Below are 26,331 nucleotides of genomic sequence, written 5' to 3' on the forward strand. Positions count from 1 at the left end.
GGTCCGGGTGCCCCGGTCAACCAAAGGATTGATGTCTTGGTGCGCCCTTCGATACGAGGATCTCTACTGTGGCGCGATGCCTTGTGTCCACGCGGAAGACCAAGGTGGGGAACATGTTCGTCGCATGGAGAGATCTACGGTTCGCGAAGGGCCGCTTCGCCCTGATGGGCTCGGTGGTGCTGCTGATCACGCTGCTGGTCGGCCTGCTGTCCGGGCTCACCGCGGGACTGGCCCGGGAGAACATCTCGGCCATCACCGGCCTGCCCGCCACCACCCGCCTCGCGTTCGCCGCGCCCACCGGGGACCAGAAGGTCTCCTTCACCAACTCCCAGGTGCCCGAGAAGGCCTGGCTGGCCTGGCGGGAGCAGCCCGGGGTGACCTCGGCCCAGCCGCTCGGCATCCGCACCACCAACGTGGTCTCGGGTGAGCGCACGGCGGGCGTGTCCGTATTCGGCGTGGACCCGGCGGGCTCCCTCGCGCCCCGGGGGAGCGGGCTCACCCAGGGGCAGGTGGTCCTCACCGAGAAGGCCGCCAAGGAGCTCGGCGGGCTGACCGCCGGATCCAAGCTCAGGATCGGCCAGGTCGAGCTGACCGTGGCCGCGGTCTCCGGCACCGCCGCATACAGCCACACCCCGGTCGTCTGGATGGACCTCAACGACTGGCAGCGCGTCGGGAACCCCGGCACCTCCATCGGCACCCTCGCCACCGTCGTGGCCCTGGACGGCAGGGACGGGGTCGACTGGGCGGCCGGCGACCGGGCCACCGCCACCGAGGCGCAGACCGTCGGCGAAGCCCTGAGCGCGATCGGCTCCTACACCTCCGAGAACGGCTCGCTCCAGCTGATGCGCGGGTTCCTCTTCGCCATCTCGGCCCTCGTCATAGGAGCCTTCTTCACGGTGTGGACCATCCAGCGCAGCGGGGACATCGCCGTGCTGAAGGCACTGGGTGCCTCCACCCCCTACCTCCTCAAGGACGCCCTCGGGCAGGCCGTGGTGATGCTGGCGCTCGGCACCGGTGCGGGCACCGCGCTCGCTGCCGGCTTCGGAGCGCTGATCAGCGGCGGCGACGTGCCCTTCGTGCTCGACGCCGCCACCGTGCTGGTCCCGGCCGCCGTCATGATCGCGCTCGGCGCGCTGGGCGCCGCCCTGTCCATCCGGCGGATCACCGCCGTAGACCCCCTGACCGCCCTCGGGAGCGCCCGATGACCCTGCTCGTGCACGACGTGACCCTCACCTACCCGGACGGCGACGGCCGCCTCACGGCGCTGGACGCGGTCGGCCTGGAGGTGCCCGCGGGCACCCTGACGGCGGTGGTCGGCCCCTCCGGTTCCGGGAAGTCCAGCCTGCTGGCGGTCGCCGCCACCCTGGTCACGCCCGACAGCGGCCGGGTGGTCGTGGCGGGGCAGGACGCCTCGGAGCTCGGCCCGGGCGAGAAGTCGGCGCTGCGCCGGGAGAAGATCGGCATCGTCTTCCAGCAGCCGAACCTGCTGGCCTCGCTCACCGCCGCCGAACAGCTCCAGGTCATGGCCCACCTCTCGGGCCGCCCCGCACGGGCCGTACGGGGGCGGGCCCTGGAGCTGCTGGACGCGGTCGGGCTGGCCGACAAGGCCGACAAGCGGCCGCACCAGCTCTCCGGGGGGCAGCGCCAGCGGATCAACATCGCCCGCGCCCTGATGAACGACCCCGCCGTGCTCTTGGTCGACGAGCCCACCAGCGCCCTCGACCACGAGCGCGGGGCCGCGGTCCTGGACCTGCTGGTCACCCTCACCCGGGAGCGCTCCACCGCCACCGTGCTGGTCACCCACGACCACGCCCACCTGGAGCGGATGGACGCCACGGCGACGATGACCGATGGCCGTCTGACGCAGGGCGCGCGGTCCGTCCCGGCGGCCTGACCCGCGCGATCTCCCGCGCGGCCCCTCCGGTGGCCCGGCCGGAGGGCCCTTCCCGCGCGGCCCCGGGCGACCCGCCCGCCGCGCGCCGGGGGAGTACGCGAGAGCCCGGCGCCCCCGCTGAGAGGGGGCGCCGGGCTCTTTCCGCGTCTACCGCCCGGCCAGGCCTACGCGGGGTTCTGGCTCTGCAGGGCCACCGACAGCTCGGCCGCGACGCCCTGGAGGATCGGCACGAAGGACTCGGCGACGGCCTCGGTCACCCGGCCGGCCGGGCCGGAGATGGAGATCGCGGCGGCGGTCGGCGAGTTCGGCACGGAGACCGCCAGGCAGCGGACTCCTATTTCCTGCTCGTTGTCGTCGACCGCGTAGCCCACCCGCCGGACGACCTCCAGGGCCTCCAGGAAGCCCTCGGGGGTGGTGATGGTCTTCTCGGTCGCGGCCGGCATCCCGGTGCGCGAGAGCAGGGCACGTACCTCGTCCGCGGGGGTGTAGGCGAGCAGCGCCTTGCCCACGCCGGTGGAGTGCGGCAGCACCCGGCGGCCGACCTCGGTGAACATGCGCATGGAGTGCTTGGACGGCACCTGGGCGACGTAGACGATCTCGTCCCCGTCGAGCAGGGCCATGTTCGCGGTCTCGCCGGTCTCCTCCACCAGACGCGCCAGGTAGGGGCGGGCCCAGGTGCCCAGCAGCCGCGACGCGGACTCGCCGAGGCGGATCAGCCGGGGTCCGAGGGAGTACCGTCGGTTGGGCTGCTGCCGGACGTAGCCGCACGCCACGAGGGTGCGCATGAGGCGATGGATGGTGGGCAGCGGCAGACCGCTGGCGGCGGAGAGCTCGCTGAGTCCGACCTCACCTCCGGCGTCGGCCATGCGTTCGAGGAGATCGAAGGCGCGCTCGAGGGACTGGACGCCACCGCTGGCGGCGGTGGGCTTGGTGGAGGCGTCGGTGGTGCTGGCGCTGGACGTCGGCACGGGCGCGGTCCTTTCGGTGCTGGCAGGCAAGCAAGCAGCCTACCGGTCGGTCTGCGTCGGCCCTAGGGCCGGGGCAATGCCGTCCTCGCCGGTCAGAGGTGGTTTGTCCGGGTGGCGGAGGTCCTCGGGAAGTTACCCGTCCGGTTCCTCGTGGTGGTAGCTACATTCTGCATAGTGAAATCTTAATTCCATCCTGTGGAAACCTCCAATTGCGATACGCCGCCGTCAGTGGTCCGTCCGGGCGCCCTTGACTGGTTCCGGATCGACGTGAAGACTCCGTCAACAGAACGTTGAATTTCGCTCTGTGGAAGTAGATGGGGAGGTTCCGGTGTCCGACCTGGCTGTGGAACTGGTACTGCGCTCGACGCGCGTCATCACCCCCGAGGGGACGCGTGCCGCTTCGGTGGCCGTCGCCGGCGGGAAGATCGCGGCCGTGCTGCCGTACGAGGCCGACGTACCGGCCGGTGCCCGGCTGGAGGACTTCGGCGACGACGTGCTCCTCCCCGGCCTGGTCGACACCCACGTCCACGTGAACGACCCCGGTCGTACCGAGTGGGAAGGCTTCTGGACGGCCACCCGCGCCGCCGCGGCCGGTGGCATCACCACCCTCCTCGACATGCCGCTCAACTCGCTGCCGCCGACCACCACCACCGCCAACCTGGTGGTCAAGCAGGACGTGGCCCGGGCCAAGGCGCACGTGGACGTGGGCTTCTGGGGCGGTGCGCTGCCGGACAACGTCAAGGACCTGCGTCCGCTGCACGACGCCGGTGTCTTCGGCTTCAAGTGCTTCCTGTCGCCCTCCGGGGTCGACGAGTTCCCCCTGCTCGACCAGGAGCAGCTGGCCGCCTCGCTCGCCGAGATCACCGGCTTCGGCGGCCTGCTGATCGTGCACGCCGAGGACCCGCACCACCTGGAGTCCGCGCCGCAGAACCCGGGCCCCAAGTACGCCGACTTCCTGGCCTCCCGCCCCCAGGACGCCGAGAACACCGCGATCCAGAACCTGATCGACCAGGCCAAGCGACTGAACGCGCGCGTCCACGTCCTGCACCTGTCCTCCGCCTCCGCGCTGCCGCTGATCGCCGCGGCCAAGGCCGAGGGCGTGCAGATCACCGTCGAGTCCTGCCCGCACTTCCTCACCCTCACGGCCGAGGAAGTCCCTGACGGCGCGACCGAGTTCAAGTGCTGCCCGCCCATCCGCGAGTCCGCCAACCAGGACATCCTGTGGGACGCGCTCGCCGACGGCACGATCGACTGCATCGTCTCCGACCACTCGCCCTCCACCGCGGACCTCAAGACCGGCGACTTCGCCACCGCGTGGGGCGGCATCTCCTCCCTCCAGCTGGGCCTTCCGGCCATCTGGACCGAGGCGAAGAAGCGCGGGCGCACCCTCGAGGACGTGGTCCGCTGGATGTCCGCCGCCCCGGCCGCACTCGCCGGTCTGGCGAGCAAGGGCGCGATCGAGGCCGGCCGCGACGCCGACTTCGCCGTCCTGGCCCCCGAAGAGACCTTCACCGTGGACCCCGCGGAACTGCACCACCGCAACCAGGTCACGGCGTACGCGGGCAAGACCCTGCACGGTGTCGTGAAGTCCACCTGGCTGCGCGGCGCGCAGATCGCCGACCACGGCACCCCGTCCGAGCCCACCGGCCGACTCCTTGAAAGGCAGAACTGACAGTGGCGATTGAATCCTTCACCGGCAACGCGAACCCGTACGGAGGCGGCGACCCGTACGCGGACTACCGCAGCGCGGACTTCCCGTTCACCCAGTACGCGAACCTCGCCGCCCGTGAGCTCGGCGCCGGTGTCATCGAGGCCAACGACGAGTTCTTCGCCCAGCGCGAGAACCTGCTGATCTCCGAGGCCGCGCACTTCGACCCCGAGGACTTCGGCCACAAGGGCAAGGTCATGGACGGCTGGGAGACCCGCCGCCGCCGCGGCATCTCCGCCACCCAGCCCTGGCCGACCCCGGAGGACCACGACTGGGCGCTCGTCCGCCTGGGCGCCCCCGGCGTCATCCGCGGCATCGTCGTCGACACCGCCCACTTCCGCGGCAACATGCCGCAGGCCGTCTCCGTAGAGGCCACCAACTGGGAGGGCGCCCTCGCGCCGACCCCGGCGGAGCTCCAGGGCGACGACATCAAGTGGACGACCATCGTCGCCCGCACCCCGGTCGGCGGCCACGCGGCCAACGGCTTCGAGATCGACGTCGAGCAGCGCTTCACGCACCTGCGCGTCAACCAGCACCCCGACGGCGGCATCGCCCGCCTGCGCGTCTACGGCGAGGTCGTGCCCGACCCCAAGTGGCTCGCGGCGCTCGGCTCCTTCGACGTGGTGGCCCTGGAGAACGGCGGCTCCGTCCAGGACGCCTCCAACCGCTTCTACTCCCCGCCGACCAACACCATCAACCCGGGCCGCTCCCGCAAGATGGACGACGGCTGGGAGACCGCCCGTCGCCGTGACAACGGCAACGACTGGATCCGCTACCAGCTCGTCGCCGAGTCCGAGATCCGTGCCGTCGAGATCGACACCGCGTACCTCAAGGGCAACTCGGCCGGCTGGGCCTCGCTGTCGATCAAGACCGGCGAGGAGGGCGAGTGGACGGAGTTCCTGCCGCGCACCCGCCTGCAGCCCGACACCAACCACCGCTTCGTGCTCGACGCCCCGGCGGTCGGCACGCACGTGCGCATCGACATCTTCCCGGACGGCGGCTTCTCCCGTCTGCGCCTCTTCGGCGCGCTGACGGAGGCCGGCACCGCCGCGCACACCGCCCGCCACCAGGAGCTGGGCGGCTGACGCCAGCCTCGTCACCGCCCCGGGGGCCGACACCCCCGGGGCATGCGCGAACACCCCGCAGGGGCGCACCGTTTCGACGGCGCGCCCCTGCGGGGTTCGTGCCGCACCCGCGGTCCTCGCGCCCCAAGGTCCTTGTGCGCATGCGTTGTTGCCCCCGCGGGGCGTGCGGCCGCCGGGACCGCTAGCCTGCCGCTACAGCGGACGGCACACACCCGGGGGCCACGATGACGCAGAGCACGCCACGCACGACGGAGCAGCGCCGCGAGGACGCGCTGGCCCGGTTCGAGAGCGACGTCGACGTCTGGGTCGCCACCGCGGACGCCGCGGGCGTCGCCTGCCTCGTGCCCCTCTCCTTCCGGTGGGACGGAGCGAGCTTCCTGCTGTCCACCGGGCGCACCCTGCCCACGGGACGCAACCTCGCGGCGAGCGGCCGTGCGCGGCTGGCCTTCGGAGCGACCCGCGACGTGGTCCTCGTCGAGGGCGCTGTGACCAGGCTGGAGGCGGCTGAGCTCGCGCCCGGTGAGATCGAGGCCTTCGCGGCGCACTCCGGCTTCGACCCGAGCAGCCTGGAGACGCCCTACCCGTACTTCCGGGTCGAGCCCGTGTGGATCCAGGCCTGGCGCGAGGCCGACGAGATCGCGGGCCGCGACCTGATGAAGGACGGCCGCTGGCTGCCCTGACGGCCTCGCCGGGCCTGCACGGCCCACAGGCTCGCGACGGCCGGCGACGGCACGCGACGGCCGGACGGCGGCAGGCGACGGGCTGCAACGGCACGCGACGGCCGGCGACGGCACGCGACGGCCGGACGGCGGCCTACGCCGCGTGGCCGCCGTCCACCGAGAACTCGGCGCCCGTGACGTACGCGGAGTCCGGGCCCGCCAGGAAGGACACCATGGCGGCCACCTCCTCCGGCGCGGCGAAGCGGCCCAGGGCCGTCAAGGCCGACTGCGAGGCGGCGTAGGGGCCGTCCGCCGGGTTCATGTCGGTGTCCACGGGGCCCGGATGGACCAGGTTGGCGGTGATCCCGCGCTCGCCGAGCTCCCGCGAGAGGGCCTTGGTGAGGCCGGTCAGCGCCGCCTTGCTCATCGCGTACAGGGTGGCGCCCGGCCCCGGCACGCGCTGGGTCATGCAGCTGCCGATGGTGATGATCCGCCCGCCCCGGCCCATCCGGCCGGCCGCGGCGCGGGAGGTCAGGAAGGTGCCCCGGACGTTGACCGCGAGGACCCGGTCCACGTCCGCGGGCGTGAGCCCCTCCAGCGGTCCGAGCAGGCCCACGCCGGCGTTGTTCACCAGGACGTCGAGCCGGCCCAGGCCCCGTACCGTCTCCTCGACCGCTCCGGCGGCGCGCTCCGCGTCCCCCGCGTCGGCTTGCAGGGCCAGGCCGCGCCGGCCGAGCGCCTCGATCTTGCCGACTACCCCGGCCGCCGCGGCCCTGTCGTTGACGTAGGTGATCGCGACGTCGGCCCCGTCCTGCGCCAGCCGCAGCGCGGTCGCCGCGCCGATTCCCCTGCTGCCACCTGTCACCAGGGCCACTGCGTTGCCGTTCATGGTGTTCCTCCCGTGTCGGTTGGTTGCGAGTTCAATGAAATCGCCCCTGGATCAGCCGTGCTGGCGGGAAACGGACGTCGCGTTCGCGCGCGCCGGAGCGATGAGTCCGGGGCGGCCCGGGAGTCTGAACCCGTGACAGTGGACGTACCGGAGCCAAGGAGCGCAGTGCCATGGGAAAGCTGACCCTCACCACCTTCCTGACCCTCGACGGCGTGATGCAGGCACCGGGGGGCCCGCAGGAGGACCCCAGCGGCGGGTTCGCGTACGGCGGGTGGCTCGTGCCCTTCGCCGACGAGGGCATGGGGGAGTTCGTCACCGAGGTCTTCGACCGGGCCGGGGCCTTCCTCCTCGGGCGCCGGACCTACGAGATCTTCGCCTCGTACTGGCCCCAGCACGACGACCCCGCGGACCCGGTCGCGAGCAGGCTGAACCGGCTGCCCAAGTACGTGGCTTCGACCACGCTCAAGGAGCCCGCCTGGGGCCCCGCCACCGCGATCGACGGGGAGCAGCTGCAGAGCGAGGTCGTACGGATCAAGGACGCGACCGAGGGGGAGGTACAGGTGCACGGCAGCGGCGCGCTCGCCCAGTGGCTGCTGGCACGGGACCTGGTGGACGAGCTGAACCTGCTGGTCTTCCCCGTCTTCCTGGGCGGCGGACGCCGGCTGTTCCCGACGGGCGCGCTGCCGACGGCCTTCGAGCTGACGGGCTCCCGCACCACCGCGGCCGGCACGGCCATCCACAGCTACCGGCCGAAGGGGCGTGCCGTGTTCGGCACCTTCGAGTGACCCCGGGGATCAAAGGGCTCGACCGGCCGATCATGCTCGGGTAGCTTGGGCGCTTCCCCCGTGCGAGCCACCGAAGTCTCCACCTGCCTTCTGCCGTTGGAGAACCGGTGTCCACCCTCGCCGCCCCCGCCCCCGCCCCCGTCGCCGCCCCCCGCCGGGCCTGGCTCGCCGATCTGCCGGTCCTGCTGGTCGCCGTCGTCTGGGGCGGCAGCTACCTCGCCGCCAAGGGCGTCACCACCACGCACACCGTGATCGCGGTGCTCGTCCTGCGCTTCGCGCTGGTCCTGCCCGTCCTCGCCCTCGCCGGCCGGCGAAAGCTGCGCGCGCTGACTCCCGCGCAGCTGCGCGGCGCCGGAGTGCTGGGACTCGTACTCGGTGGGATCTTCCTGCTGGAGACCTACGGGGTCGTCCACACCTCCGCCACCAACGCCGGGCTCATCATCAGCCTGACCATGATCTTCACCCCGCTCGCCGAGTCGGCCGTCCGGCGCGAAGCCCCCTCGCCCGCCTTCCTCGGCGCCGCGGCCGTCTCCGTCTGCGGAGTCGTGCTCCTCACCCAGGGGGCGGGATTCACCACCCCGAGCCTCGGCGACCTCCTGATCCTCGGCGCCGCGCTCGCGCGGACGGTGCACGTCCTGCTCATGGCCCGGATCAAGGCCGTGCAGGAAGCCGACTCGCTCTCCCTGACCACCGTCCAGCTCGGGACGGCGGTCGCCGTGTTCGCCGTACTGGCCCTGATGCCCGGAACCGGCGCGAGCCCCTGGGCGGCCGCCGCCGACTTCGGCCCGGCCGAGTGGGCCGGGCTCGCCTTCCTCTCCGTCTTCTGCACCCTGTTCGCCTTCTTCGTGCAGATGTGGGCCGTCCGCCGCACCTCCCCCTCCCGCGTCAGCCTGCTCCTGGGAACCGAACCCCTCTGGGCCGCCGCGGCGGGCATCGCACTGGGCGGCGAGCGGCTCGGCGCGGCCGGGTTCGCCGGGGTCGCGCTCGTACTCGCGGGTACCGCCTGGGGACGGCGCGCGGCTGGCTGAACGAATGTCCGAAAGCCGCTCGGGAGAGGTCAACTCCCGGTCTAGGGTGGCGATATGCCGGTCCTGGACCTCAGTTCGATCGCTGAAGACTTCAACGAGAACCCGTACCCCCATTACGCGCGCCTGCGTGCGGAAGGGCCCCTCCACCGCGTGAAGGCGGCGGACGGCCAGGAGGTGTGGCTGATCGTCGGTCACCAGGAGGCCCGCCAGGCCCTCACGCACCCCGCGGTGTCCAAGAACTGGCTGACCTCCGGGCTCTACACCGACCGGGAGCGGACCGAGGCCAGCGCCAACATGATGCGCGCCGACCCGCCCGACCACACCCGGCTGCGCCGGCTGGTCTCCCGCTCCTTCGCCCCGGGCCGGATCGAGGGGCTGCGCCCGCGCATCCAGGAGATCGTCGACGGGCTGCTCGACGCGATGGAGGCCCTTCCCGAGCGCCGCGCCGACCTGATCGAGACCTTCGCGCAGCCGCTCCCCATGACCGTGATCTGCGAGCTCCTCGGGGTTCCCGAGGAGGACCGCGAAGCGTTCCACGGCTGGATCACCGAAATGGTCTCGCCCACCGGGGTCGCGTCGGAGAACGCGGCCGTGCGCGCCATGACCGCCTACACGGCCGAGCTCGTCGACGCCAGGATCGCCGATCCGGGCGAGGACCTGCTCAGCGACTGGGTGACCAGCCGGGGCGACGGGGGAGACCGGCTCTCGCGGCGGGAGCTGGTCGCCATGGCCGCCCTGATGATGGTCGGCGGGCACGAGACCACGGTGCACCTGGTCTCCAACGGGATGCGGGCGCTCCTGACCCACCCCGACGAGCTCGCCGCCCTGCGCGCCGACCCCGGCGGGCTGATCGACGGCGCCGTCGAAGAGATCCTGCGCTACGACGGCCCGGTCGAGACGGCCACGTTCCGCTTCGCCGGCACGGATCTGGAGATCGGCGGCACCTTCATCGAGGCGGGCTCCGCCATCCTGGTCTGCCTCGCCGCGGCGGACCGGGACCCCGCCCGCTTCGACCGCCCCGACACCTTCGACATCCGCCGCCCCGGCCGCGGCGGCCACATCGCCTTCGGGCACGGCATCCACCACTGCGTCGCCGCCCCGCTCGGCCGGCTGGAGGGCCGGATCGCGATCCGGTCCCTGGTGGAGCGCTTCCCGGACCTCCGGGAGGAGCCGGCCGTCCTCGAATGGGCGCCCGGGACCCTGGTCCGGGGCACGACCCGCCACCCGGTGCGCTGGTAGCCGCCGTGCACGGGACGGGCGGGAGCGGCGCCTCAGAGATCCGGGAGCTCCTCCAGCGCCACCCCGCGCCGCTCCCGACGCGAGAGCTCGCACGCCTCCGCCACCCGGAACGCGGCGAGCGCCTCGACCCCGTCGCACGGATTGGGTCCCTCGCCCCGCACCAGCCGGACGAAGGCCGCCAGCTCGGCCTCGTAGGCGGGAGCGAAGCGTTCCAGGAACCCGGGCCACGGCTTGGTGGCCGGGGGCGGGCCCTGGGGTTCGGTCGAGGCGATCGGCGTACGGTCGTCCAGCCCCGTGGAGACCTGGTCCAGCTCCCCGGCCAGCTCCATCCGCACGTCGTACCCGGCGCCGTTGCACCGCGTACCGGTACTGGAGACCAGCGTCCCGTCGTCCAGGGTCAGGACGGCGGCGGCGGTGTCGACGTCCCCGGCCTCCCGGAACCGCGCCGGCCCCGCGTCCGACCCGGTCGCGTACACCTCGCGCACCTCGTGCCCGGTCACCCAGCGGACCATGTCGAAGTCGTGCACCAGGCAGTCCCGGTACAGCCCGCCGGAGGTCCGCAGGTACGCGGCGTCCGGCGGCGAGGGATCCGCGGTCGTGGTCCGTACGGTGTGCAGCCGGCCCAGGGCTCCGGAGCGGACCAGCTCGCGCGCCGTCGTGTAGCCCGCGTCGAAGCGGCGCATGAACCCGAGCTGGAGCACCCCGCCGACCGCCGCCACCTCGCGCAGCAGCGCCAGGGTGCGGTCCAGGTCGGGGGCGAGCGGCTTCTCGCAGAACACCGGCAGCCCGCCGCGGACGGCCCGTACGACCAGGTCAGCGTGGCCTTCGGTGGCGCAGGAGATCACCACCGCGTCCACGCCCCAGGTGAAGATCTGCTCGACGGTGGGCGCGGCGGTGGCCCCGAGCCGGTCGGCGAGGCGCACCGCCCGCGCGGGGTCGGCGTCGGCGAGCAGCAGCGAACTCGCGTCCGCCTGCCGGGCCAGTGCCGCCGCGTGGAAGGAACCGATCCGGCCCGTTCCGATGAGCCCGATGCGCATGCACTCAACCTGACCCCGTCCGGGGGAGCTGTCAATCTGTCCCGCTGTGTCCGGCACGGTCCGCAATGGCCCCGATGACTGACCTTGCATGGTGCACTTTGAATCCTCCCCGCCTTAAAGGGCGGGGATTCCTGGCTCACGTTGGCTGGGGACCTGCGGTCCGTCAGCTCTTACACGATCGGCACCAGCCGGGTTGAGACCAGCCCGGACCAGCATGACGTGTGCGGAGTTCTTGTCCCTGGGGGACACGGTGCCGCACGCGGTGCAGGTGTAGGTACGTTCTGAGAGAGGTAGTGCGTGCTTGGTTCTCGCTCCGCACTGTGCGCAGTCCATGGTGGTGTGCGCGGGGTGGACAAGGTGGACGATGCGCCCGTGCTTGCGGGCCATGGCGATCAGCTCACGCTTGGTCGCGCCGATCGCCGCGTCGGCGGCCTTCCTCGCCATGGTGGACTTGGCGAGGAACTTCGGGCGGAAGTCCTCCACGGCCAGGGCGTCGTGGTCGCGGACCACGGCCTTGGCCCACTTGCGGGCGGTGTCCTGGCGTTGGCGGGCCACCTTCTTGTGGAGCTTCGCCGTCAGCCTTTTCGCGGCTCGGTAGCTCCTCGAACCGGTTTTGCCCTTCGCTGGTTTCCGGCGGGCCATCATCCGCTGGTAGCGGGCGAGCCTGGCGGCGGCCTTCCGCCCGTGCTCGGCGTGTGGGAGGTCGTGGGCGTCGCTGGTGGTGGTCGCGGTCTCCTTCACCCCCCAGTCGATCCCGATCACCGCCCCCGCCTCCGGAAGCGGCTCCACTGCGGCGGGAACGACGAAGGAGGCGTACCAGTGGCCGAGGCTGTCGCGGTAGATCCGCACCGAGGACGGGTCCGCCGGGAGGTCGCGGGACCAGACCACGGCCAGGTTGATGCCGCCCGCGAGGTGCAGGCGGCCGTTCTTGATCCGGAAACCGCGCCGGGTGTAGTTGAGGCTCGGGTCGGCCGCGTGCTTCTTCTTGTACTTGGGCATCCCAGCCCGCTGCCGCATCGGCAGCCGGGCCTTGATGTCCTTCACGGCTTTGGCGCGGGACTTCCCGAAGTCTCGAATCAGCTGCTGCTGCGGAACCGAGGAACCCTCCCGCAGCCACGCATTCGAGGTGCGCGCGCCGGTCAGCATGCTGTCCAGCCGGGCGGGCCCGCACTTCTCATCCTCGGCGTGGGCCTTCTTCGACCGGGCGCAGCATTCGTTCCAGATCCACCGGCACCGGCCCCACTCACCCATCAGTTTGGCGAGCGCGATGGACGACACACGCACGCGGTAGGTGAACCGGGCATGCCCGACCTCCCCCGTTTCCTGTGGTGTCATCACGAGATCAACCTAACCGAGCCCACTGACAACGCCAGAAAGCGCAGGTCACAACGAATGCGAAGAGAACTCCGGCGCTCCGCGCATACGACGGTGGGACCCATTCCTCCCCGGGCTGAAGCCCTGGGCGTCGTGGTGGAGATCCGGTGACGGATACTGGGCGGCTGCGGCTGAAACATATGACCGTTTCGGCGACCGGTTACCGCGGCGGGACAGCGCTCGCGGGACGGCCCGACAAGCGAAAGGCACGGGCAGACGTGGCTAGGGTTCGGACAGGGGTACGCCTCGTGGGCGCGGTGCTCGCGGCGGTACTGGGTGCCTCCCTCGTGGGCTGCAGCAGTACGGGCGGCAAGCGCGCCGAGGACCGCGCGAAGGCCGAGGCGGCGGGCCGGCCCGCCGTTTCCACCCCGCGCTGGACCTTCGCGATGGTCACCCACGCGGGCGACGGCGACACCTTCTGGGACATCGTGCAGAAGGGGGCCAAGGAGGCCGCGGCGAAGGACAACATCAACTTCGTCTACGCCCACGACGACCAGGCACAGCAGCAGGCCCAGTTCGTCCAGAACGCCATCGACCAGAAGGTCGACGGGCTGATCGTCTCCCTGGCCAAACCCGAGGCCCTCAAGGACGTCCTCGCCAAGGCCGTCAAGGCCGGCATCCCGGTGATCACGGTCAACTCCGGATCCGCCCAGTCCGCCGAGTACGGGGCGCTCACCCACATCGGCCAGGACGAGGAGATCGCCGGCGAGGCGGTCGGCACCGAGCTGGGCAAGCGCGGCCGCAAGAAGGCCGTCTGCGTCCTGCACGAGCAGGGCAACGTGGGCCACGAGCAGCGCTGCGCCGGAGCGAAGAAGACCTTCGGCGAGTCCGGCGGAACCCTGGAGAACCTGTACGTCGAGGGCACCAACATGCCCTCCGTCCAGGCGGCCCTGCAGGCCAAGCTCCAGGCCGACCCCTCCGTCGACGCGATCGTCACCCTCGGCGCGCCCTTCGCCCCCACGGCCGTCAAGGCCAAGGACGCGGCGGGCAGCAAGGCCGAGGTGGACACCTTCGACCTGAACGCCTCGGTGGCCCGCGACCTGAAGTCCGGCGCCCTCGGATTCGCCGTCGACCAGCAGCCCTACCTCCAGGGCTACGAGGCCGTCGACCTGCTCTGGCTCTACCGCTACAACGCCGACGTGCTCGGCGGCGGCAGGCCGGTGCTCACCGGGCCGCAGATCGTCACGGGGGCCGAGGCGGCCACTCTGGAGAAGTTCATCAACCGGGGCAGCCGATGAGCACCGCCACCAAGGCCCCCGCTCCCGCCCCCGCCCCGCGCGACGAGCGGCTCGCGCCCACCTCGCTGCTGCGCCGCCTGCTCGGCCGGCCCGAGCTCGGCGCGGTGGTCGGCGCGGTGGCCGTCTTCGTCTTCTTCTCCTTCGCGGCCGACAGCTTCCTGCGGGCCTCCAGCCTGAGCACGATCCTGTACTCGGCCTCCACCATCGGCATCATGGCCGTCCCGGTGGCCCTGCTCATGATCGGCGGAGAGTTCGACCTGTCCGCCGGGGTCATGGTCACCTCGTCGGCGCTGCTCAGCTCGATGTTCAGCTACCAGATGACCGCCAACGTCTGGGTGGGCGTCCTCGTATCGCTGCTCGTCACCCTGGGGATCGGGTTCTTCAACGGGTTCATGCTGACCCGCACGAAACTGCCCAGCTTCATCATCACGCTCGGCACCTTCCTGATGCTGACCGGCCTGAACCTCGGCTTCACCAAGCTGATCAGCGGCTCGGTCTCCACCAAGACCATCGCCGACATGGAGGGCTTCTCCTCCGCCCGCGCGCTCTTCGCCTCCCAGTGGACCTTCGGATCGGTCACCCTCAAGGTCACCATCCTGTGGTGGCTGGTCCTGGTCGCCGTGGCCACCTGGATCCTGCTGCGCACCCGCGCCGGGAACTGGATCTTCGCCGTCGGCGGCGGCGCGGACGCGGCCCGCGCGACCGGCGTACCCGTCGTGAAGACCCGCATCGGCCTGTACATGGGCGTCGCGCTGTGCGCCTGGATCTCCGGGCAGCACATCCTCTTCTCGTTCGACGTGGTCCAGTCGGGCGAGGGCGTCGGCAACGAGTTCCTCTACATCATCGCGGCCGTCATCGGCGGCTGTCTGATGACCGGCGGCTACGGCTCGGCCATCGGCTCCGCCGTGGGCGCCTTCATCTTCGGCATGACCAGCAACGGCATCGTGTACGCCCAGTGGAACCCGGACTGGTTCAAGTTCTTCCTCGGGGCGATGCTGCTGCTGGCCACGCTGCTCAACGCATGGGTCCGCAAGCGGGCGGAGGCGAAGTGACGATGACCGACATCGAGCTCGAAAACGAAGCGGCTTCCCCGGACCCGTCCGCGCCCGCCCTGGTGAAGCTGACCGACGTCAGCAAGTACTACGGCAACATCCGCGCCCTCCAGGGCGTCTCCCTGGAGGTCTCCGCCGGCGAGATCACCTGCGTCCTCGGCGACAACGGCGCCGGCAAGTCCACCCTCATCAAGATCATCGCGGGGCTGCACCGGCACGACGCCGGCACCTTCGAGATCGAGGGCGAGGAGACCGTGCTCGCCAACCCGCGCGCCGCCCTCGACCACGGCATCGCCACCGTTTACCAGGACCTCGCCGTGGTCCCGCTCATGCCCGTCTGGCGCAACTTCTTCCTCGGCTCCGAGCCCACCAAGGGCCGCGGCCCCTTCCGCCGCCTCGACGTGGAGCTCATGCGCGAGACCACCCGCGCCGAGCTGCTGCGCATGGGCATCGACCTGCGGGACGTGGACCAGCCCATCGGCACCCTGTCCGGCGGCGAGCGGCAGTGCGTGGCCATCGCCCGCGCGGTCCACTTCGGCGCCAAGGTCCTCGTGCTCGACGAGCCCACGGCCGCCCTCGGCGTGAAGCAGTCCGGGGTGGTCCTCAAGTACGTGGCCGCCGCCCGTGACGCGGGTCTCGGCGTGGTCCTGATCACCCACAATCCGCACCACGCCCACCTGGTCGGGAACCGCTTCGTGCTGCTCAAGCGCGGCACCATGGCGGGCAGCCACACCCGCGAGTCGATCACCCTGGACGAGCTCACCCGGCAGATGGCGGGCGGCTCCGAGCTCGACGAACTGAGCCACGAACTCGAGCGAGTGGCAGAATCAGGTCCTGACCGCACGCCCCGACCTGAAAACACGGCCGGCCCCACTCCGGGCACCACCGCACCCTGAGGGACGACACGACTCGATGAGCACGTACCGGGACTTCACGCTCGCCCACCGGGGGGCGGCGCGGGGCACCGTCCTGCGGACCATCGGTACCCGTGAGCGCAGGTCGCACCTGACCGCACCGCGCGTTCCGACCGTCGGCATCGACATCGGCGGCACCAAGGTGATGGCCGGGGTCGTCGACGCCGACGGGGTCATCCTGGAGAAGATCCGGACCGAGACCCCGGACAAGTCCAAGAGCCCCAAGGTGGTCGAGGACACCATCGTCGAGCTGGTCCTGGACCTCTCCGACCGGCACGACGTGCACGCGGTGGGCATCGGCGCCGCCGGCTGGGTCGACGCCGACCGCTCCCGCGTGCTGTTCGCCCCGCACCTGGCCTGGCGCGACGAACCGCTGCGCGACGCGCTCCAGTCCCGGCTCGCGGTCCCGGTCATGGTGGACAACGATGCCAACACCGCAGCCTGGGCCGAATGGCGCTTCGGCGCCGGCCGGGGCGAGGACCACCTGGTCATGATCACCCTGGGCACCGGGATCGGCGGGGCCATCCTCGAAGGCGGCCAGGTCAAGCGCGGCCGCTACGGGGTCGCCGGCGAGTTCGGCCACATGCAGGTGGTCCCCGGGGGCCACCGCTGCCCCTGCGGCAACCGCGGCTGCTGGGAGCAGTACAGCTCCGGGAACGCCCTGGTCCGCGAGGCCCGCGAGCTGGCCGCCGCCGACTCCCCGGTGGCGCACAACCTCATCGCCCGCGTCGGAGGCAACGTCTCGGAGATCACCGGGCCGCTCATCACCGAGCTGGCCCGCGAGGGCGACGCCATGTGCGTCGAGCTGCTCCAGGACATCGGCCAGTGGCTCGGCGTCGGCATCGCCAACCTCGCGGCCGCCCTCGACCCCTCCTGCTTCGTCATCGGCGGCGGCGTCAGCGCCGCCGACGACCTGCTGATCGGCCCGGCCCGCGAGGCCTTCCGCCGCCACCTCACCGGCCGCGGCTACCGCCCCGAGGCCCGCATCGCCAAGGCCCAGCTCGGCCCGGAGGCCGGCATGGTCGGTGCCGCCGACCTCTCCCGGCTCGTCGCCCGCCGCTTCCGCCGGGCCACGCGCCGGCGCGTCGAGCGGTACGAGCGCTACGCGCAGTTCGGCCGCCGCGACACCACCACCGGCCCCGAGGACCAGGAAAAGCAGTGACACCGCCCTCCCTGCCCCGCCAGGCCCCGTCCCCCGACGAGCGGTCCGGCGGGCCGATCCCCGCCGAGGACCGCAAGCACGTGGTGCGGCGCCGCTGGATCACGGCGATCATCATCCTGCTGCTGATCGGCGTCCCGGCGGGCTACCTCGCCGTCTCCGCCCAGCAGAGCCGCCAGAGCGGCCGCGACAAGGCCTCCAAGGTCGGCGCCGCCCAGGTCCGCACCGGCTGGCCCTCCAAGGTCCAGCGCAGCATCTACGAGGTCCCGATCCCGGCTACGGCCTCGCGGGTCGGCTACCTGGAGACCAACAACTGGCACACCAGCCGGCTGTACGTCCAGTTCGGGGTCACCCCGGAGGAGCTCGACACCTTCCTGGCCGGCGTCGGCACGAGCCGGGAGGCGCTGACCGCCGGGGTGTCGATCTCCCCCGCGCACACCGAGATCGCGGGCTGGCACTGGGGCCCGACCGGCAGCTGGTACGGGATCACCCTGGACGCCCCGGACCCCCGGCCGACCCGTGACATCACCGTCGACCTCAGCCACCCCGGGTACCCCAAGGTCTACGTGGTCTCCACGGCAGTGCCCTAGGGGGTGTCTGCCCCGCGGGTACAGTGCGTCCCGGGGCGGAGCCGTAGCGCAGAGGTCGTCGCGCGCGGTCTCCAACATCGCGAGGACGCCGGTTCGAATCCGGTCGGCTCCGCCTTCCCGGGGTGCACAGGCCCTAGCCTTGGATCATGAAGCTCACCAAGCGGCTGCACTCCTGCGTCCAGCTGGAGAAGGACGGGCTCGTGCTCGTCATCGACCCGGGCGCCTTCAGCGAACCGGACGCCGGCCTCGGCGCCGACGCCCTGCTCGTCACCCACGAGCACCCCGACCACTTCGAGGAGGGCAGGCTGCGCGCCGCCCTCGACGCGAACCCGGCGGCGCGGCTGTGGACCCTGCGCAGCGTCGCGGAGAAGCTCGCCCCCGCCTATCCGGGCCGCGTCCACACCGTGGGCCACGGGGACGCCTTCACCGCGGCCGGATTCGACGTCCAGGTGCACGGCGAGCTGCACGCCGTGATCCACCCGGACATCCCGCGGATCACCAACGTCGGCTACCTGGTGGACGGTTCCGTCTTCCATCCGGGGGACGCGCTGACCGTGCCCGCGACCCCCGTCGAGACCCTCATGCTCCCGGTGCACGCGCCCTGGAACAAGATCGCCGAGGTGATCGACTACGTCCGCGAGGTCAAGCCGCGCCAGACCCTCGCCATCCACGACGCCGGTCTGACCGACCTGGTGCTGCCGGTCTACGCCACCCAGATCGGCAACCTCGGCGGCGCCGAGTACGGCCGGCTCACCCCGGGGCACGCGGCCGAACTGTGACTGTCGGTGCCGGGCGGTAGGTTGGACGGCATGCGTATCGCCACGTTCAACGTCAACTCGATCACCGCCCGGCTGCCGCGCCTGCTGGCCTGGCTGGAGAGCTCCGGTACGGATGTCGTGTGCATCCAGGAGACCAAGTGCTCCGCCGAGCAGTTCCCGTACGAGGAGCTCCGCGCGCTGGGCTACGAGTCGGCCGTCAACGCCACCGGCCGGTGGAACGGCGTGGCCCTGCTCTCCAAGGTCGGCCTGGAGGACGTGGTCGTGGGGCTGCCCGACGGCCCCGACTACGAGGGCGTCCAGGAGCCCCGCGCCATCTCCGCGACCTGCGGCGGCGTGCGCGTCTGGTCGGTGTACGTGCCCAACGGGCGCGAGGTCGAGCACGACCACTACGGCTACAAGCTGGACTGGTTCCGGGCCCTGTCCACCGCCATCGCCGAGGACGCGGCGGGGGAGCGCCCCTTCGCGGTGCTCGGCGACTTCAACGTGGCCCCGACGGACGAGGACGTCTACGACCCGGCGGTCTTCGCGGGCCTGACCCACGTGACCCCGGCCGAACGGGCCGCCCTGGAGGCGCTGCGCGCCGCCGGACTCTCCGACGTCTTCCCGCGCGCGCTCAAGTACGACCGGCCGTACACCTTCTGGGACTACCGGATGCTGGCCTTCCCCAAGAACCGGGGCATGCGCATCGACCTGGTCTACGGCAACGCGCCCTTCGTCAAGGCCGTCACCGACTCCTACGTGGACCGCGAGGAGCGCAAGGGCAAGGGCGCCTCCGACCACGCGCCGGTCGTCGTCGACCTGGCGCTCTAGACCCGCTCCTGCGCCCGGCGCGAGCCCCGAACCGGGCGGGGCGGGGCGATCGCCGGACGACAGCCCGGCCCGTGATCCTCAGGCGCGCCCTATGGCCGGTCGCGGATCCTGGTGTCAGGCTGACCCCATGAAGATCCCTTTTCTGGCCAACTGGATCAACCGACATGAAACGGACCGGGGCGCGGGACTCGCCGCGGCCCTCGCGGACGACCCCGAGGGCATCAACGAGTTGTTCGCGGAATGCGAGATGCTGCGCGCCCACGCGCGCCAGGCCGGGCTCGAACTGGACGAGACCCCGGGCTCGTTGGAGGAGATCGACCAGCTGATGCCGCGCTGGCGCCGGGACCCGGAGATCACCCCCTGGCTCGGCAACGACGCGGGCTTCTACCTCGGGACCGTGATCATCCGCTCCGTTCCGGGGGCCGCGTGGCAGGTGTGGCCCAACGGGCAGCCGATGATCCGGCTGGCTTCGGGCCGCGAGCTGAACGTGGTCGAGTCGGGGGTGTCCTGGGCGATGACGGGATCCCCCGAGCTCAGCCAGGCGTACGCCGAGGCCTCGGAGGGCTGAGCCGCCTCCGGGAGCCGACCCGCCTCCGGGAGCCGACCCGCCTCCGGAAGGCCGATCTCCACGGAAGGCTGACCTCGCGGGCCTTTATGCGGCTTTTAGGCGTGTCGCGGTGAAGTGCCCTTCCGCAGCTGGATAGTTTGCGCTGACCTCGACACACCGACAAGTGGGCAGGGCAGCGTATGGCCGTCGATCCGTTGATCGAGCTGCGGGACGTCAACAAGCACTTCGGACAACTGCACGTCCTCCAGGACATCAACCTCACCGTCGGCCGCGGGGAGGTGGTGGTGGTCATCGGCCCCTCCGGCTCCGGGAAATCGACCCTGTGCCGGGCGATCAACCGACTGGAGACCATCGAGTCGGGCACGATCACGCTCGACGGGAAGCCGCTGCCGGCCGAGGGCAAGGAGCTCGCCGCCCTCCGGGCGGACGTGGGGATGGTCTTCCAGTCCTTCAACCTCTTCGCGCACAAGACGGTCCTCGCCAACGTCTCCCTCGCCCAGATCAAGGTCAGGAAGCGCAAGAAGGAGGAGGCGGACAAGCGCTCCCGCGAGCTGCTGGAGCGGGTCGGCCTCGCCAACCAGGCCGAGAAGTTCCCGGCCCAGCTCTCCGGAGGCCAGCAGCAGCGCGTGGCCATCGCCCGTGCGCTCGCCATGAACCCCAAGGCCCTCCTCTTCGACGAGCCCACCTCCGCGCTCGACCCGGAGATGATCAACGAGGTGCTGGAGGTCATGCAGCAGCTCGCCGCGGAGGGCATGACCATGGTCGTGGTCACCCACGAGATGGGCTTCGCCCGCTCCGCCGCCAACCGCGTCGTGTTCATGGCCGACGGGAAGATCGTCGAGGACCGGACCCCGGAGGCCTTCTTCACCGCCCCCGAGAGCGACCGGGCCAAGGACTTCCTCTCCAAGATCCTCAAGCACTGAGGGGCGGCCCGATGAGCCACCACCCCATGAGCCACCATCCGATGAGCCACCACCCCATGAGCCACCTGATCAGACGGAACCCGACGAGCCGCCGTCCGGCAGGGCGCCTGCGCGCCTGCGCCGCCGCCCTCGCCCTGACCCTCGTCCTCGCGGGAGCCCTCGCCGGCTGCGGAAAGTCCGGCAGTCCGCCGGTCAAGGGCCCGCAGCCCGAGGACCTGCCCGTCTACCAGGTGGCGACCGGCTTCCGGCTGCCGGACTCCCCGACCTGGACGAAGGCCAAGAAGCGCGGCCACCTCGTGGTCGGTGCCAAGGAGGACCAGCCGTACATGGGGGAGAAGGACCCAGCGAGCGGCCGCTACTCCGGCTTCGACATCGAGATCGCCAAGATGATGTCGGCCTCGCTCGGCTTCGACCCCAAGACGATCGAGTTCAAGACCATCGCCTCCGCCAACCGCGAGACGGCCCTGCAGAACGGCCAGATCGACTACTACGTGGGCACTTACACGATCAACGAAAACCGCAAGAAGCAGGTCGGCTTCGCGGGCCCCTACTTCCTCGCCGGGCAGTCCCTGCTCGTACGGAAGGGCGAGACGGAGATCGAGGGCCCCGAGGACCTCGACGGCAAGAAGGTCTGCTCGGCCGCCGGCTCCACCCCCTACCAGCGGCTCCAGAAGGAGTTCCCGCGGGCCGTCCTCGTCGCCTACGACACGTACTCGGTCTGCGTGGACAACCTGCTGACCTACCAGGTCGACGCCGTCTCCACCGACGACTCCATCCTCCTCGGCTACGCGGCCAAGGTCCCCGAGGAGCTGAAGGTGGTCGGCAAGCCCTTCTCCGAGGAGCCCTACGGCATCGGCGTCCCGCGCTCGGACAACGCGCTGCGGCTCGCCCTCGACGACGCCCTCGCCGCCAACGAGAAGAACGGCAACTGGAAGAAGGCCTACGAGGCCACCCTCGGCCTCTCCGGCCAGCCCGCGCCCGCGCCGCCCGCCATCGACCGCTACCCGGCGAGCTGAGGGGAGAGCGCACCGCCATGGACGTACTCACCGAAAACTTCTCGCTCTACGGGAAGGGATTCCTCGGCACCGTGGAACTCACGGTCTACGCCTCCCTCCTGGCCCTGGTCCTCGGTTTCCTGATGGCCTCCTTCCGCGTCGCCCCCGTCGGCTCCTTCCGGGTCTTCGGCACCGTCTGGGTGACCATCCTGCGCAACACCCCGCTCACCCTGCTCTTCTTCGCCGTCCTGCTGGGCCTGCCGCGCTTCGGCCTGGTCCTGCCCTTCGAACTCTTCGCGGTGCTGGCCCTGGGCTGCTACACCTCGGCCTTCATCTGCGAGGCCCTGCGCTCCGGCATCAACACCGTGCCCAAGGGCCAGGGCGAGGCGGCCCGCAGCCTCGGCATGTCCTTCGGCCAGACCCTGGGCACGGTCGTCCTGCCCCAGGCCTTCCGGTCCGTCATCCCGCCCATCGGCTCCACGCTGATCGCGCTCGCCAAGAACTCGGCGATCGCGGGGGCGTTCAGCGTCACCGAGCTGCTGGGCACGTACAAGACCCTCAACGAGCTGGGCTACAGCATCATCTGGACCTTCGTCTGGATCGCGGTGGGCTACCTGATCATCACCCTGTCCATCAGCGCGCTGTTCAACGTGCTCGAAAAGCGCTTCGGAGTCGCCCGATGACCGCGCACGCGCTCCACGGTGACCTGGAGTCCACCGCCCTCTACGACCTGCCGGGCCCGCGCGCCCAGCGCCGCCACTTCTTCTACGGGATCGCCTCGACGGCCGTCATCCTCGCGCTGCTCGGCTGGCTGCTGTACCTGCTCTTCGACACCAACCAGTTCACCGCCGCCAAGTGGAGCCCCTTCGCCTACAAGGGCATTCAGGAGCTGCTGCTCAAGGGCCTGTGGAACACCCTCAAGGCCTTCGCCTACGCCTCGGTGCTCTCGCTGCTGCTCGGCGCGGTGCTCGCCACGGGCCGGCTCTCGGTCCACCGGCCGGTGCGCTGGCTGTCCACGCTGTGCGTGGAGTTCTTCCGGGCCATGCCGGTGCTGGTGATGATCTTCTTCATCTTCGTCGCGCTCAAGGTCCAGCCGTTGCCCGCGCTGGTCGCCGGACTGACCCTGTACAACGGATCGGTGCTGGCCGAGGTGTTCCGTACGGGCATCAACTCGGTGGAGAAGGGCCAGCGCGAGGCCGCGTACGCCCTGGGCATGCGCAAGACCCAGGTGATGACCTACATCCTGGCCCCGCAGGGGGTCCGGGCGATGCTGCCCACGATCATCAGCCAGCTCGTGGTCGCGCTGAAGGACACCTCGCTCGGCTACCTGATCACCTACGAGGAGTTCCTGCACGCGGGCAAGCTGATCGCCTCCAACCTCGACTACGACCTGCCCTTCATCCCCGTCGTGATGATCATCTCCCCGATCTACATCGGGATGTGCATGCTCCTGTCCTGGTTCGCCACCTGGGTGGCCCGGCGCGAGCGCCGCAACCCCAAGACGAAGGCGGTCGACATCGACATCGACACGGCCGACCCCTCAGCGGCGCTGCCGGGCCGGATCTGACCCGGAGGGCACGCCCCCAGAGCCACACCCGGCCCGGCTGCAGCCGTGGATCACTGCTCGCGCAGCGGCACCGAGACGTACGAGGGATCGGTGCGCGGCGAGGAGAAGGTCAGCTGCCCGCCGGTCGGGTTGTGCTCGATGTACAGCGGGTCGACGGTGTCGACGACCACCGCGAGGCGGTGCCCGGCCGGGACGTCGTAGGCCGTGGAGAAGAGCTCCAGGTCCACGCCGAAGGACTGGCCGGCCTGCTTGCCGTGGAAGGTGTACGGGGCGTTGCTGATCAGCTTCCCGATGCCGAGCGGGCCCACGTCGTAGAGGTACGCGACGAAGGTGCCGTCCGACTTCGAGGGCGTGACGGTGGTGTGCACCTTGACCGTGCCCCGGACGCGGCGCTCCTCCTCGTAGCGCGGGGACTGCCAGACGGCGGCGAAGGCGCGGGGGAGCAGCGGGATGGAGGCGGTGGGGGGCGCCTGGGCGATCTGGTCGAGCAGGCTGGAGAGCATGACGATCCCGCCGTTGGCGCCGGAGTCGACGCCGGTGAAGAGGTGCTCGCTGTCGGAGAGCATCAGCTTCTCGGCGCCGCCGGAGCCGACCGACTTCCAGTCGGCGTACCCCTCGTACCCGCCGTCGCTGCGGGGCTTGATCTGGACCGGGGCCTCGGCGTCGATGCCGTTGGCCGCGCCCTTGAGGTAGCGGTCGAACCAGCGGTGGGCGTTGGTCCAGGTGTCGTTGGGCAGCCCGAGGAGCCCGGTCAGCTCGGCGGTGGCGTGGTCGCCGGGACGGAACTCCAGGCGCTTGGGTCCGGTCAGCTTCTCGAAGAACTTCGCGTACTGGTTGGGCGGGAAGATGGTGTCGCCCCAGGCGTTGCCGAGCATGATGGCGGCGCCGTTGGCATTGATGGCGTCCACCTTCTCGGCGGCGGAGCGCTTCTTGCCCCACTCGATCATCTGCGGTTCCCGGTCCAGCTTCGAGCCGAGGAAGTCGCCGAGGATCTGCTGGAGTTCGGGGCCGGGGCGCCCGGTGAGGAAGCCGGCGCCGCCGAGCAGGGCGGCGGCCTGGAGGTGCTGGGTGCGGCCGGAGTAGATGGATTCGATGAGATCGGCCCAGCCGCTGAGCGCGACCACGGCCTTGATGCGCGGATCGCTCGCGGAGGCCAGCAGGCTGATGCCCGCGCCGTAGGAGACCCCGCCCGTGCCGATGCGGGCGGCGTCGGCCGGGGTGTTGGCGAGGGCCCAGTCGATGACGGCGGAGACGTCGGCGATGTCCTTCGGCCCGGCGGTCTCGATCTCGCCGCCGGAGAGCCAGAAGCCGCGGGAGGTGTAACTGACCACGATGTAACCGGAGTCGGCGAGCTTCTTGGCCTGGGCGATGTATTCGATCTGCGGCATGCCCCAGCTGGTCGGCAGCACGATCAGCGGATACTTCGAGCCGGCGGCGCCGGCGCCGGCCGGGGTGAAGACGTTGCCCTTGAGGGTGATGCCGCCGGAGCCGGGGATGTCGTGGAAGGTGACCGCCGGTGCGGCTGCCGCGGCTTCCGAGAAGGCGGCGATCGTGCGGGCGGGAGCCGCCTGGGCCTGATGGGGGGCCAGGCCCAGGGCGGCTGCTGCCAGTACGGCTGCCATGACAGTCGCGGTGCTGGTGGTGCGGACCGTGCGGACCATCGATCGCTCCTCGCGTGTGCCGGGTGTCAAAGTGACCCGACGGTAACGGGAGGGGCTTACCGGTGGTAACCCGTGAGTAAGTTACGTGCCGGTAACGATTGAATGATGGTCAACTTCGCATGAGGGGAGCTGGTGTCGCCCGCCGGGCTCAGCCGACCTGCGGGGCACCCGCCAGGGCGCTCTTGCCCTGCCACTGCTCCCAGCTCAGGTTCCACTCGCCGTAGCCGTTGCCGAGGTCCGGCTTGCCCTTGGAGCCCTGGCCCACGACCTCGAACGGGTCGCCCGCCTGGGCCGCCGCGAAGAACGCCTTGGCGTTCTCGTCGCTCATGCCCACGCAGCCGGAACTGGTGTTGGCGCGGCCGAAGTTGGCGGTGTTCCACGGCGCCGCGTGCACGTACATGCCCGACCAGGTCAGCCGGATCGAGTAGTCGACCATCTTGTCGTAGGAGTCGCCCAGGCCCACCGTCTGGGAGTCCATCCGGATGGTGCCCTCCTTCGACATCATCACCATCTTCCCGTCCCAGGAGGCCTTCTTGCCGCCGGGGGTGCCCGCCGAGACCGGGATGGTGCTGACGGCCTCGCCGTTCTCGGTGACCGTCGCCTTCTTGGTGTCGAGGTTCACCTTCACCTCGCGGTCCTTGCCGATCTTGAACTCGGTGTTGTAGTCCTTGACGAACATCCCGCCGCCGGAGCCGGAGTCGACCCCGTTCAGGTTCATCGCGACCTTCACGTCGGTGCCGGACTTCCAGTACTCCCTGGGCCGCCAGTCGATGCGGTCCTTGCCCGAGTAGTCCCTGATCCAGCCCCACGAGCCCTCGGTGTTGTTCGAGGTGGTGACCTTCAGCGCCTTCTCCACCTCGGCCTTGTTCTTCACCGGGTTGTCGAAGGCGATCGAGACGGGCATGGCCACGCCCACGGTGCTGCCCTTGGGGATGTTGATCACGACCTTGTTCACCTTGTCGGGGGCCGAGGTCTTGAAGGTCGTGGTCGCGGTCTGGCTGTCCGTGTTCTGGGCCTCGACCTTGTACTCGGAGGAGGGCAGGGCGTTGCCCTGCGAGACCCAGGTCCTCCCGTCGGCGGATATCTGCCCGGCCAGTTCACCGCCCTTGGCGTCCGTCACCTTCACCGTCGCGAGCTTGCCCTCGGCGATCGTCACGGTCACCGGCGCCCCCGCCTTCACCTGGTCCCCGGTGAGGTTCACCGAGACCGCCATGGCCGGCTTCTCCTTCATCTCCGCCTTGGCTCCGCCGCCCGCCGTGGCGCCACCACCGCCGCAGGCCGCCAGCGAGGCGGCCAGCAGGGCGGTGCCGGCCGCCAGGGCGGTGCGGCTGCGTACAGAGAAGACCCGGCGTGTGCGGCTCAACGAAAACCCCTCCGAAGTAATGATCGTCCGCAAAAGAAGATGCGAA

General features: G+C 70.9%; 26 protein-coding genes and 1 tRNA gene. 21 read left to right on the plus strand and 6 right to left on the minus strand.

The window, feature by feature from the left end:
• Nucleotides 1-113: 113 nt before the first annotated feature.
• Both ACIQV3_RS34215 and ACIQV3_RS34220 read left to right on the plus strand, forming a co-directional pair.
• Complete coding sequence (locus ACIQV3_RS34215; protein WP_403719403.1) at nt 114-1,205, plus strand: ABC transporter permease; 1,092 nt, start codon at nt 114-116, stop codon at nt 1,203-1,205.
• Nucleotides 1,202-1,894, plus strand: a complete 693-nt coding sequence (locus tag ACIQV3_RS34220) for an ABC transporter ATP-binding protein (protein ID WP_403719405.1) — start codon at nt 1,202-1,204, stop codon at nt 1,892-1,894. The genes ACIQV3_RS34215 and ACIQV3_RS34220 overlap by 4 nt, the downstream gene beginning before the upstream one ends.
• 164 nt (nt 1,895-2,058) lie before the next feature.
• Here the strand turns inward: ACIQV3_RS34220 and ACIQV3_RS34225 are convergent, their stop codons facing one another.
• Nucleotides 2,059-2,862 (minus strand): IclR family transcriptional regulator, encoded by an 804-nt coding sequence (locus ACIQV3_RS34225; protein ID WP_274550203.1) that lies wholly within the window; start codon nt 2,860-2,862, stop codon nt 2,059-2,061.
• Nucleotides 2,863-3,199: 337 nt separating this feature from the next.
• Here ACIQV3_RS34225 and allB point away from each other — a divergent pair, with 337 nt between their 5' ends.
• From allB to ACIQV3_RS34240, 3 genes are all read left to right on the plus strand, one after another.
• Entirely contained in the window at nt 3,200-4,534 is a 1,335-nt protein-coding gene (allB, locus tag ACIQV3_RS34230; RefSeq protein WP_403719553.1) for an allantoinase AllB, read from the plus strand.
• Between the two features lie 2 nt (nt 4,535-4,536).
• A complete protein-coding gene (gene alc / locus ACIQV3_RS34235) occupies nt 4,537-5,655 on the plus strand; it encodes an allantoicase (RefSeq protein ID WP_327303516.1) in 1,119 nt (372 codons plus the stop codon).
• Between the two features lie 224 nt (nt 5,656-5,879).
• On the plus strand, nt 5,880-6,335 hold the full coding sequence (locus ACIQV3_RS34240) for a pyridoxamine 5'-phosphate oxidase family protein (protein ID WP_403719408.1): 456 nt from the start codon (nt 5,880-5,882) through the stop codon (nt 6,333-6,335).
• A gap of 133 nt (nt 6,336-6,468) precedes the next feature.
• Here the strand turns inward: ACIQV3_RS34240 and ACIQV3_RS34245 are convergent, their stop codons facing one another.
• Nucleotides 6,469-7,203, minus strand: a complete 735-nt coding sequence (locus ACIQV3_RS34245; protein ID WP_403719410.1) for an SDR family oxidoreductase — start codon at nt 7,201-7,203, stop codon at nt 6,469-6,471.
• 170 nt (nt 7,204-7,373) lie between these two features.
• Here ACIQV3_RS34245 and ACIQV3_RS34250 point away from each other — a divergent pair, with 170 nt between their 5' ends.
• The 3 genes from ACIQV3_RS34250 to ACIQV3_RS34260 all read left to right on the plus strand — a co-directional run bounded on the left by ACIQV3_RS34250 (nt 7,374) and on the right by ACIQV3_RS34260 (nt 10,255).
• A complete protein-coding gene (locus tag ACIQV3_RS34250; RefSeq protein WP_403719412.1) occupies nt 7,374-7,988 on the plus strand; it encodes a dihydrofolate reductase family protein in 615 nt (204 codons plus the stop codon).
• 107 nt (nt 7,989-8,095) lie between these two features.
• Nucleotides 8,096-9,016, plus strand: a complete 921-nt coding sequence (locus ACIQV3_RS34255) for a DMT family transporter (RefSeq protein ID WP_403719416.1) — start codon at nt 8,096-8,098, stop codon at nt 9,014-9,016.
• A 54-nt stretch (nt 9,017-9,070) separates the two neighbouring features.
• Nucleotides 9,071-10,255, plus strand: coding sequence for a cytochrome P450 (locus tag ACIQV3_RS34260; protein WP_403719420.1), 1,185 nt, complete (start codon nt 9,071-9,073; stop codon nt 10,253-10,255).
• Nucleotides 10,256-10,287: 32 nt separating this feature from the next.
• On the opposite strand, the gene ACIQV3_RS34265 is transcribed toward ACIQV3_RS34260, so the two are convergent.
• Both ACIQV3_RS34265 and ACIQV3_RS34270 read right to left on the minus strand, forming a co-directional pair.
• Nucleotides 10,288-11,292, minus strand: a complete 1,005-nt coding sequence (locus tag ACIQV3_RS34265) for a Gfo/Idh/MocA family oxidoreductase (RefSeq protein WP_403719422.1) — start codon at nt 11,290-11,292, stop codon at nt 10,288-10,290.
• Nucleotides 11,293-11,406: 114 nt separating this feature from the next.
• The gene (locus tag ACIQV3_RS34270; protein ID WP_403719554.1) at nt 11,407-12,627 is read right to left on the minus strand and encodes an RNA-guided endonuclease InsQ/TnpB family protein; all 1,221 of its coding nucleotides are present in this window, start codon (nt 12,625-12,627) and stop codon (nt 11,407-11,409) included.
• A gap of 287 nt (nt 12,628-12,914) precedes the next feature.
• On the opposite strand from ACIQV3_RS34270, the gene ACIQV3_RS34275 reads away from it, so the two are divergent.
• From ACIQV3_RS34275 to ACIQV3_RS34335, 13 genes are all read left to right on the plus strand, one after another.
• Nucleotides 12,915-13,904: a sugar ABC transporter substrate-binding protein gene (locus tag ACIQV3_RS34275; RefSeq protein WP_385367548.1), complete on the plus strand. Its 990-nt coding sequence runs from the start codon at nt 12,915-12,917 to the stop codon at nt 13,902-13,904.
• A complete protein-coding gene (locus ACIQV3_RS34280) occupies nt 13,901-14,956 on the plus strand; it encodes an ABC transporter permease (protein ID WP_327303508.1) in 1,056 nt (351 codons plus the stop codon). Before ACIQV3_RS34275 ends, ACIQV3_RS34280 begins: the two co-directional genes overlap by 4 nt.
• A 2-nt stretch (nt 14,957-14,958) precedes the next feature.
• Nucleotides 14,959-15,852, plus strand: coding sequence for an ATP-binding cassette domain-containing protein (locus tag ACIQV3_RS34285; RefSeq protein WP_403719426.1), 894 nt, complete (start codon nt 14,959-14,961; stop codon nt 15,850-15,852).
• A gap of 16 nt (nt 15,853-15,868) precedes the next feature.
• Complete coding sequence (locus tag ACIQV3_RS34290; protein WP_403719430.1) at nt 15,869-17,032, plus strand: ROK family glucokinase; 1,164 nt, start codon at nt 15,869-15,871, stop codon at nt 17,030-17,032.
• Nucleotides 17,029-17,619, plus strand: coding sequence for a hypothetical protein (locus ACIQV3_RS34295; protein WP_403719432.1), 591 nt, complete (start codon nt 17,029-17,031; stop codon nt 17,617-17,619). The genes ACIQV3_RS34290 and ACIQV3_RS34295 overlap by 4 nt, the downstream gene beginning before the upstream one ends.
• 37 nt (nt 17,620-17,656) lie before the next feature.
• Nucleotides 17,657-17,731: transfer RNA gene (locus ACIQV3_RS34300), tRNA-Trp, on the plus strand.
• A gap of 34 nt (nt 17,732-17,765) precedes the next feature.
• Complete coding sequence (locus ACIQV3_RS34305) at nt 17,766-18,398, plus strand: MBL fold metallo-hydrolase (RefSeq protein ID WP_403719434.1); 633 nt, start codon at nt 17,766-17,768, stop codon at nt 18,396-18,398.
• A 30-nt stretch (nt 18,399-18,428) separates the two neighbouring features.
• Nucleotides 18,429-19,208, plus strand: coding sequence for an exodeoxyribonuclease III (locus tag ACIQV3_RS34310; protein ID WP_403719435.1), 780 nt, complete (start codon nt 18,429-18,431; stop codon nt 19,206-19,208).
• 127 nt (nt 19,209-19,335) lie between these two features.
• Nucleotides 19,336-19,776: a DUF6278 family protein gene (locus ACIQV3_RS34315; RefSeq protein WP_403719437.1), complete on the plus strand. Its 441-nt coding sequence runs from the start codon at nt 19,336-19,338 to the stop codon at nt 19,774-19,776.
• A gap of 179 nt (nt 19,777-19,955) precedes the next feature.
• Nucleotides 19,956-20,699: an amino acid ABC transporter ATP-binding protein gene (locus tag ACIQV3_RS34320; protein ID WP_250740493.1), complete on the plus strand. Its 744-nt coding sequence runs from the start codon at nt 19,956-19,958 to the stop codon at nt 20,697-20,699.
• Nucleotides 20,700-20,710: 11 nt separating this feature from the next.
• Nucleotides 20,711-21,715, plus strand: a complete 1,005-nt coding sequence (locus ACIQV3_RS34325; protein ID WP_403719443.1) for a glutamate ABC transporter substrate-binding protein — start codon at nt 20,711-20,713, stop codon at nt 21,713-21,715.
• Between the two features lie 17 nt (nt 21,716-21,732).
• Complete coding sequence (locus tag ACIQV3_RS34330) at nt 21,733-22,377, plus strand: amino acid ABC transporter permease (RefSeq protein ID WP_403719446.1); 645 nt, start codon at nt 21,733-21,735, stop codon at nt 22,375-22,377.
• On the plus strand, nt 22,374-23,261 hold the full coding sequence (locus ACIQV3_RS34335; RefSeq protein WP_403719448.1) for an amino acid ABC transporter permease: 888 nt from the start codon (nt 22,374-22,376) through the stop codon (nt 23,259-23,261). The genes ACIQV3_RS34330 and ACIQV3_RS34335 overlap by 4 nt, the downstream gene beginning before the upstream one ends.
• Before the next feature lie 50 nt (nt 23,262-23,311).
• Here the strand turns inward: ACIQV3_RS34335 and ACIQV3_RS34340 are convergent, their stop codons facing one another.
• Together ACIQV3_RS34340 and ACIQV3_RS34345 are read right to left on the minus strand one after the other, a co-directional pair.
• Nucleotides 23,312-24,922: a CocE/NonD family hydrolase gene (locus ACIQV3_RS34340; protein ID WP_403719451.1), complete on the minus strand. Its 1,611-nt coding sequence runs from the start codon at nt 24,920-24,922 to the stop codon at nt 23,312-23,314.
• Between the two features lie 148 nt (nt 24,923-25,070).
• Nucleotides 25,071-26,285, minus strand: a complete 1,215-nt coding sequence (locus ACIQV3_RS34345) for an Ig-like domain-containing protein (RefSeq protein ID WP_403719453.1) — start codon at nt 26,283-26,285, stop codon at nt 25,071-25,073.
• Nucleotides 26,286-26,331: the final 46 nt, after the last annotated feature.

The organism is Streptomyces sp. NPDC099050, from assembly GCF_044759865.1.
Lineage (GTDB): Bacteria > Actinomycetota > Actinomycetes > Streptomycetales > Streptomycetaceae > Streptomyces.

What these genes read in the sequence shown, in the direction of transcription:
- ACIQV3_RS34215 (WP_403719403.1), top strand. Translation starts at nt 114, where the DNA reads ATGTTCGTCGCATGGAGAGATCTACGGTTCGCGAAGGGCCGCTTCGCC.
- ACIQV3_RS34320 (WP_250740493.1), top strand. Translation starts at nt 19,956, where the DNA reads ATGGCCGTCGATCCGTTGATCGAGCTGCGGGACGTCAACAAGCACTTC.
- ACIQV3_RS34285 (WP_403719426.1), top strand. Translation starts at nt 14,959, where the DNA reads ATGACCGACATCGAGCTCGAAAACGAAGCGGCTTCCCCGGACCCGTCC.
- ACIQV3_RS34270 (WP_403719554.1), bottom strand. Translation starts at nt 12,627, where the DNA reads ATGACACCACAGGAAACGGGGGAGGTCGGGCATGCCCGGTTCACCTAC.
- ACIQV3_RS34250 (WP_403719412.1), top strand. Translation starts at nt 7,374, where the DNA reads ATGGGAAAGCTGACCCTCACCACCTTCCTGACCCTCGACGGCGTGATG.
- ACIQV3_RS34310 (WP_403719435.1), top strand. Translation starts at nt 18,429, where the DNA reads ATGCGTATCGCCACGTTCAACGTCAACTCGATCACCGCCCGGCTGCCG.
- ACIQV3_RS34265 (WP_403719422.1), bottom strand. Translation starts at nt 11,292, where the DNA reads ATGCGCATCGGGCTCATCGGAACGGGCCGGATCGGTTCCTTCCACGCG.
- ACIQV3_RS34290 (WP_403719430.1), top strand. Translation starts at nt 15,869, where the DNA reads ATGAGCACGTACCGGGACTTCACGCTCGCCCACCGGGGGGCGGCGCGG.
- ACIQV3_RS34325 (WP_403719443.1), top strand. Translation starts at nt 20,711, where the DNA reads ATGAGCCACCACCCCATGAGCCACCATCCGATGAGCCACCACCCCATG.
- ACIQV3_RS34340 (WP_403719451.1), bottom strand. Translation starts at nt 24,922, where the DNA reads ATGGTCCGCACGGTCCGCACCACCAGCACCGCGACTGTCATGGCAGCC.
- ACIQV3_RS34305 (WP_403719434.1), top strand. Translation starts at nt 17,766, where the DNA reads ATGAAGCTCACCAAGCGGCTGCACTCCTGCGTCCAGCTGGAGAAGGAC.
- ACIQV3_RS34330 (WP_403719446.1), top strand. Translation starts at nt 21,733, where the DNA reads ATGGACGTACTCACCGAAAACTTCTCGCTCTACGGGAAGGGATTCCTC.
- ACIQV3_RS34245 (WP_403719410.1), bottom strand. Translation starts at nt 7,203, where the DNA reads ATGAACGGCAACGCAGTGGCCCTGGTGACAGGTGGCAGCAGGGGAATC.
- ACIQV3_RS34260 (WP_403719420.1), top strand. Translation starts at nt 9,071, where the DNA reads ATGCCGGTCCTGGACCTCAGTTCGATCGCTGAAGACTTCAACGAGAAC.
- ACIQV3_RS34335 (WP_403719448.1), top strand. Translation starts at nt 22,374, where the DNA reads ATGACCGCGCACGCGCTCCACGGTGACCTGGAGTCCACCGCCCTCTAC.
- ACIQV3_RS34220 (WP_403719405.1), top strand. Translation starts at nt 1,202, where the DNA reads ATGACCCTGCTCGTGCACGACGTGACCCTCACCTACCCGGACGGCGAC.
- ACIQV3_RS34315 (WP_403719437.1), top strand. Translation starts at nt 19,336, where the DNA reads ATGAAGATCCCTTTTCTGGCCAACTGGATCAACCGACATGAAACGGAC.
- ACIQV3_RS34280 (WP_327303508.1), top strand. Translation starts at nt 13,901, where the DNA reads ATGAGCACCGCCACCAAGGCCCCCGCTCCCGCCCCCGCCCCGCGCGAC.
- ACIQV3_RS34240 (WP_403719408.1), top strand. Translation starts at nt 5,880, where the DNA reads ATGACGCAGAGCACGCCACGCACGACGGAGCAGCGCCGCGAGGACGCG.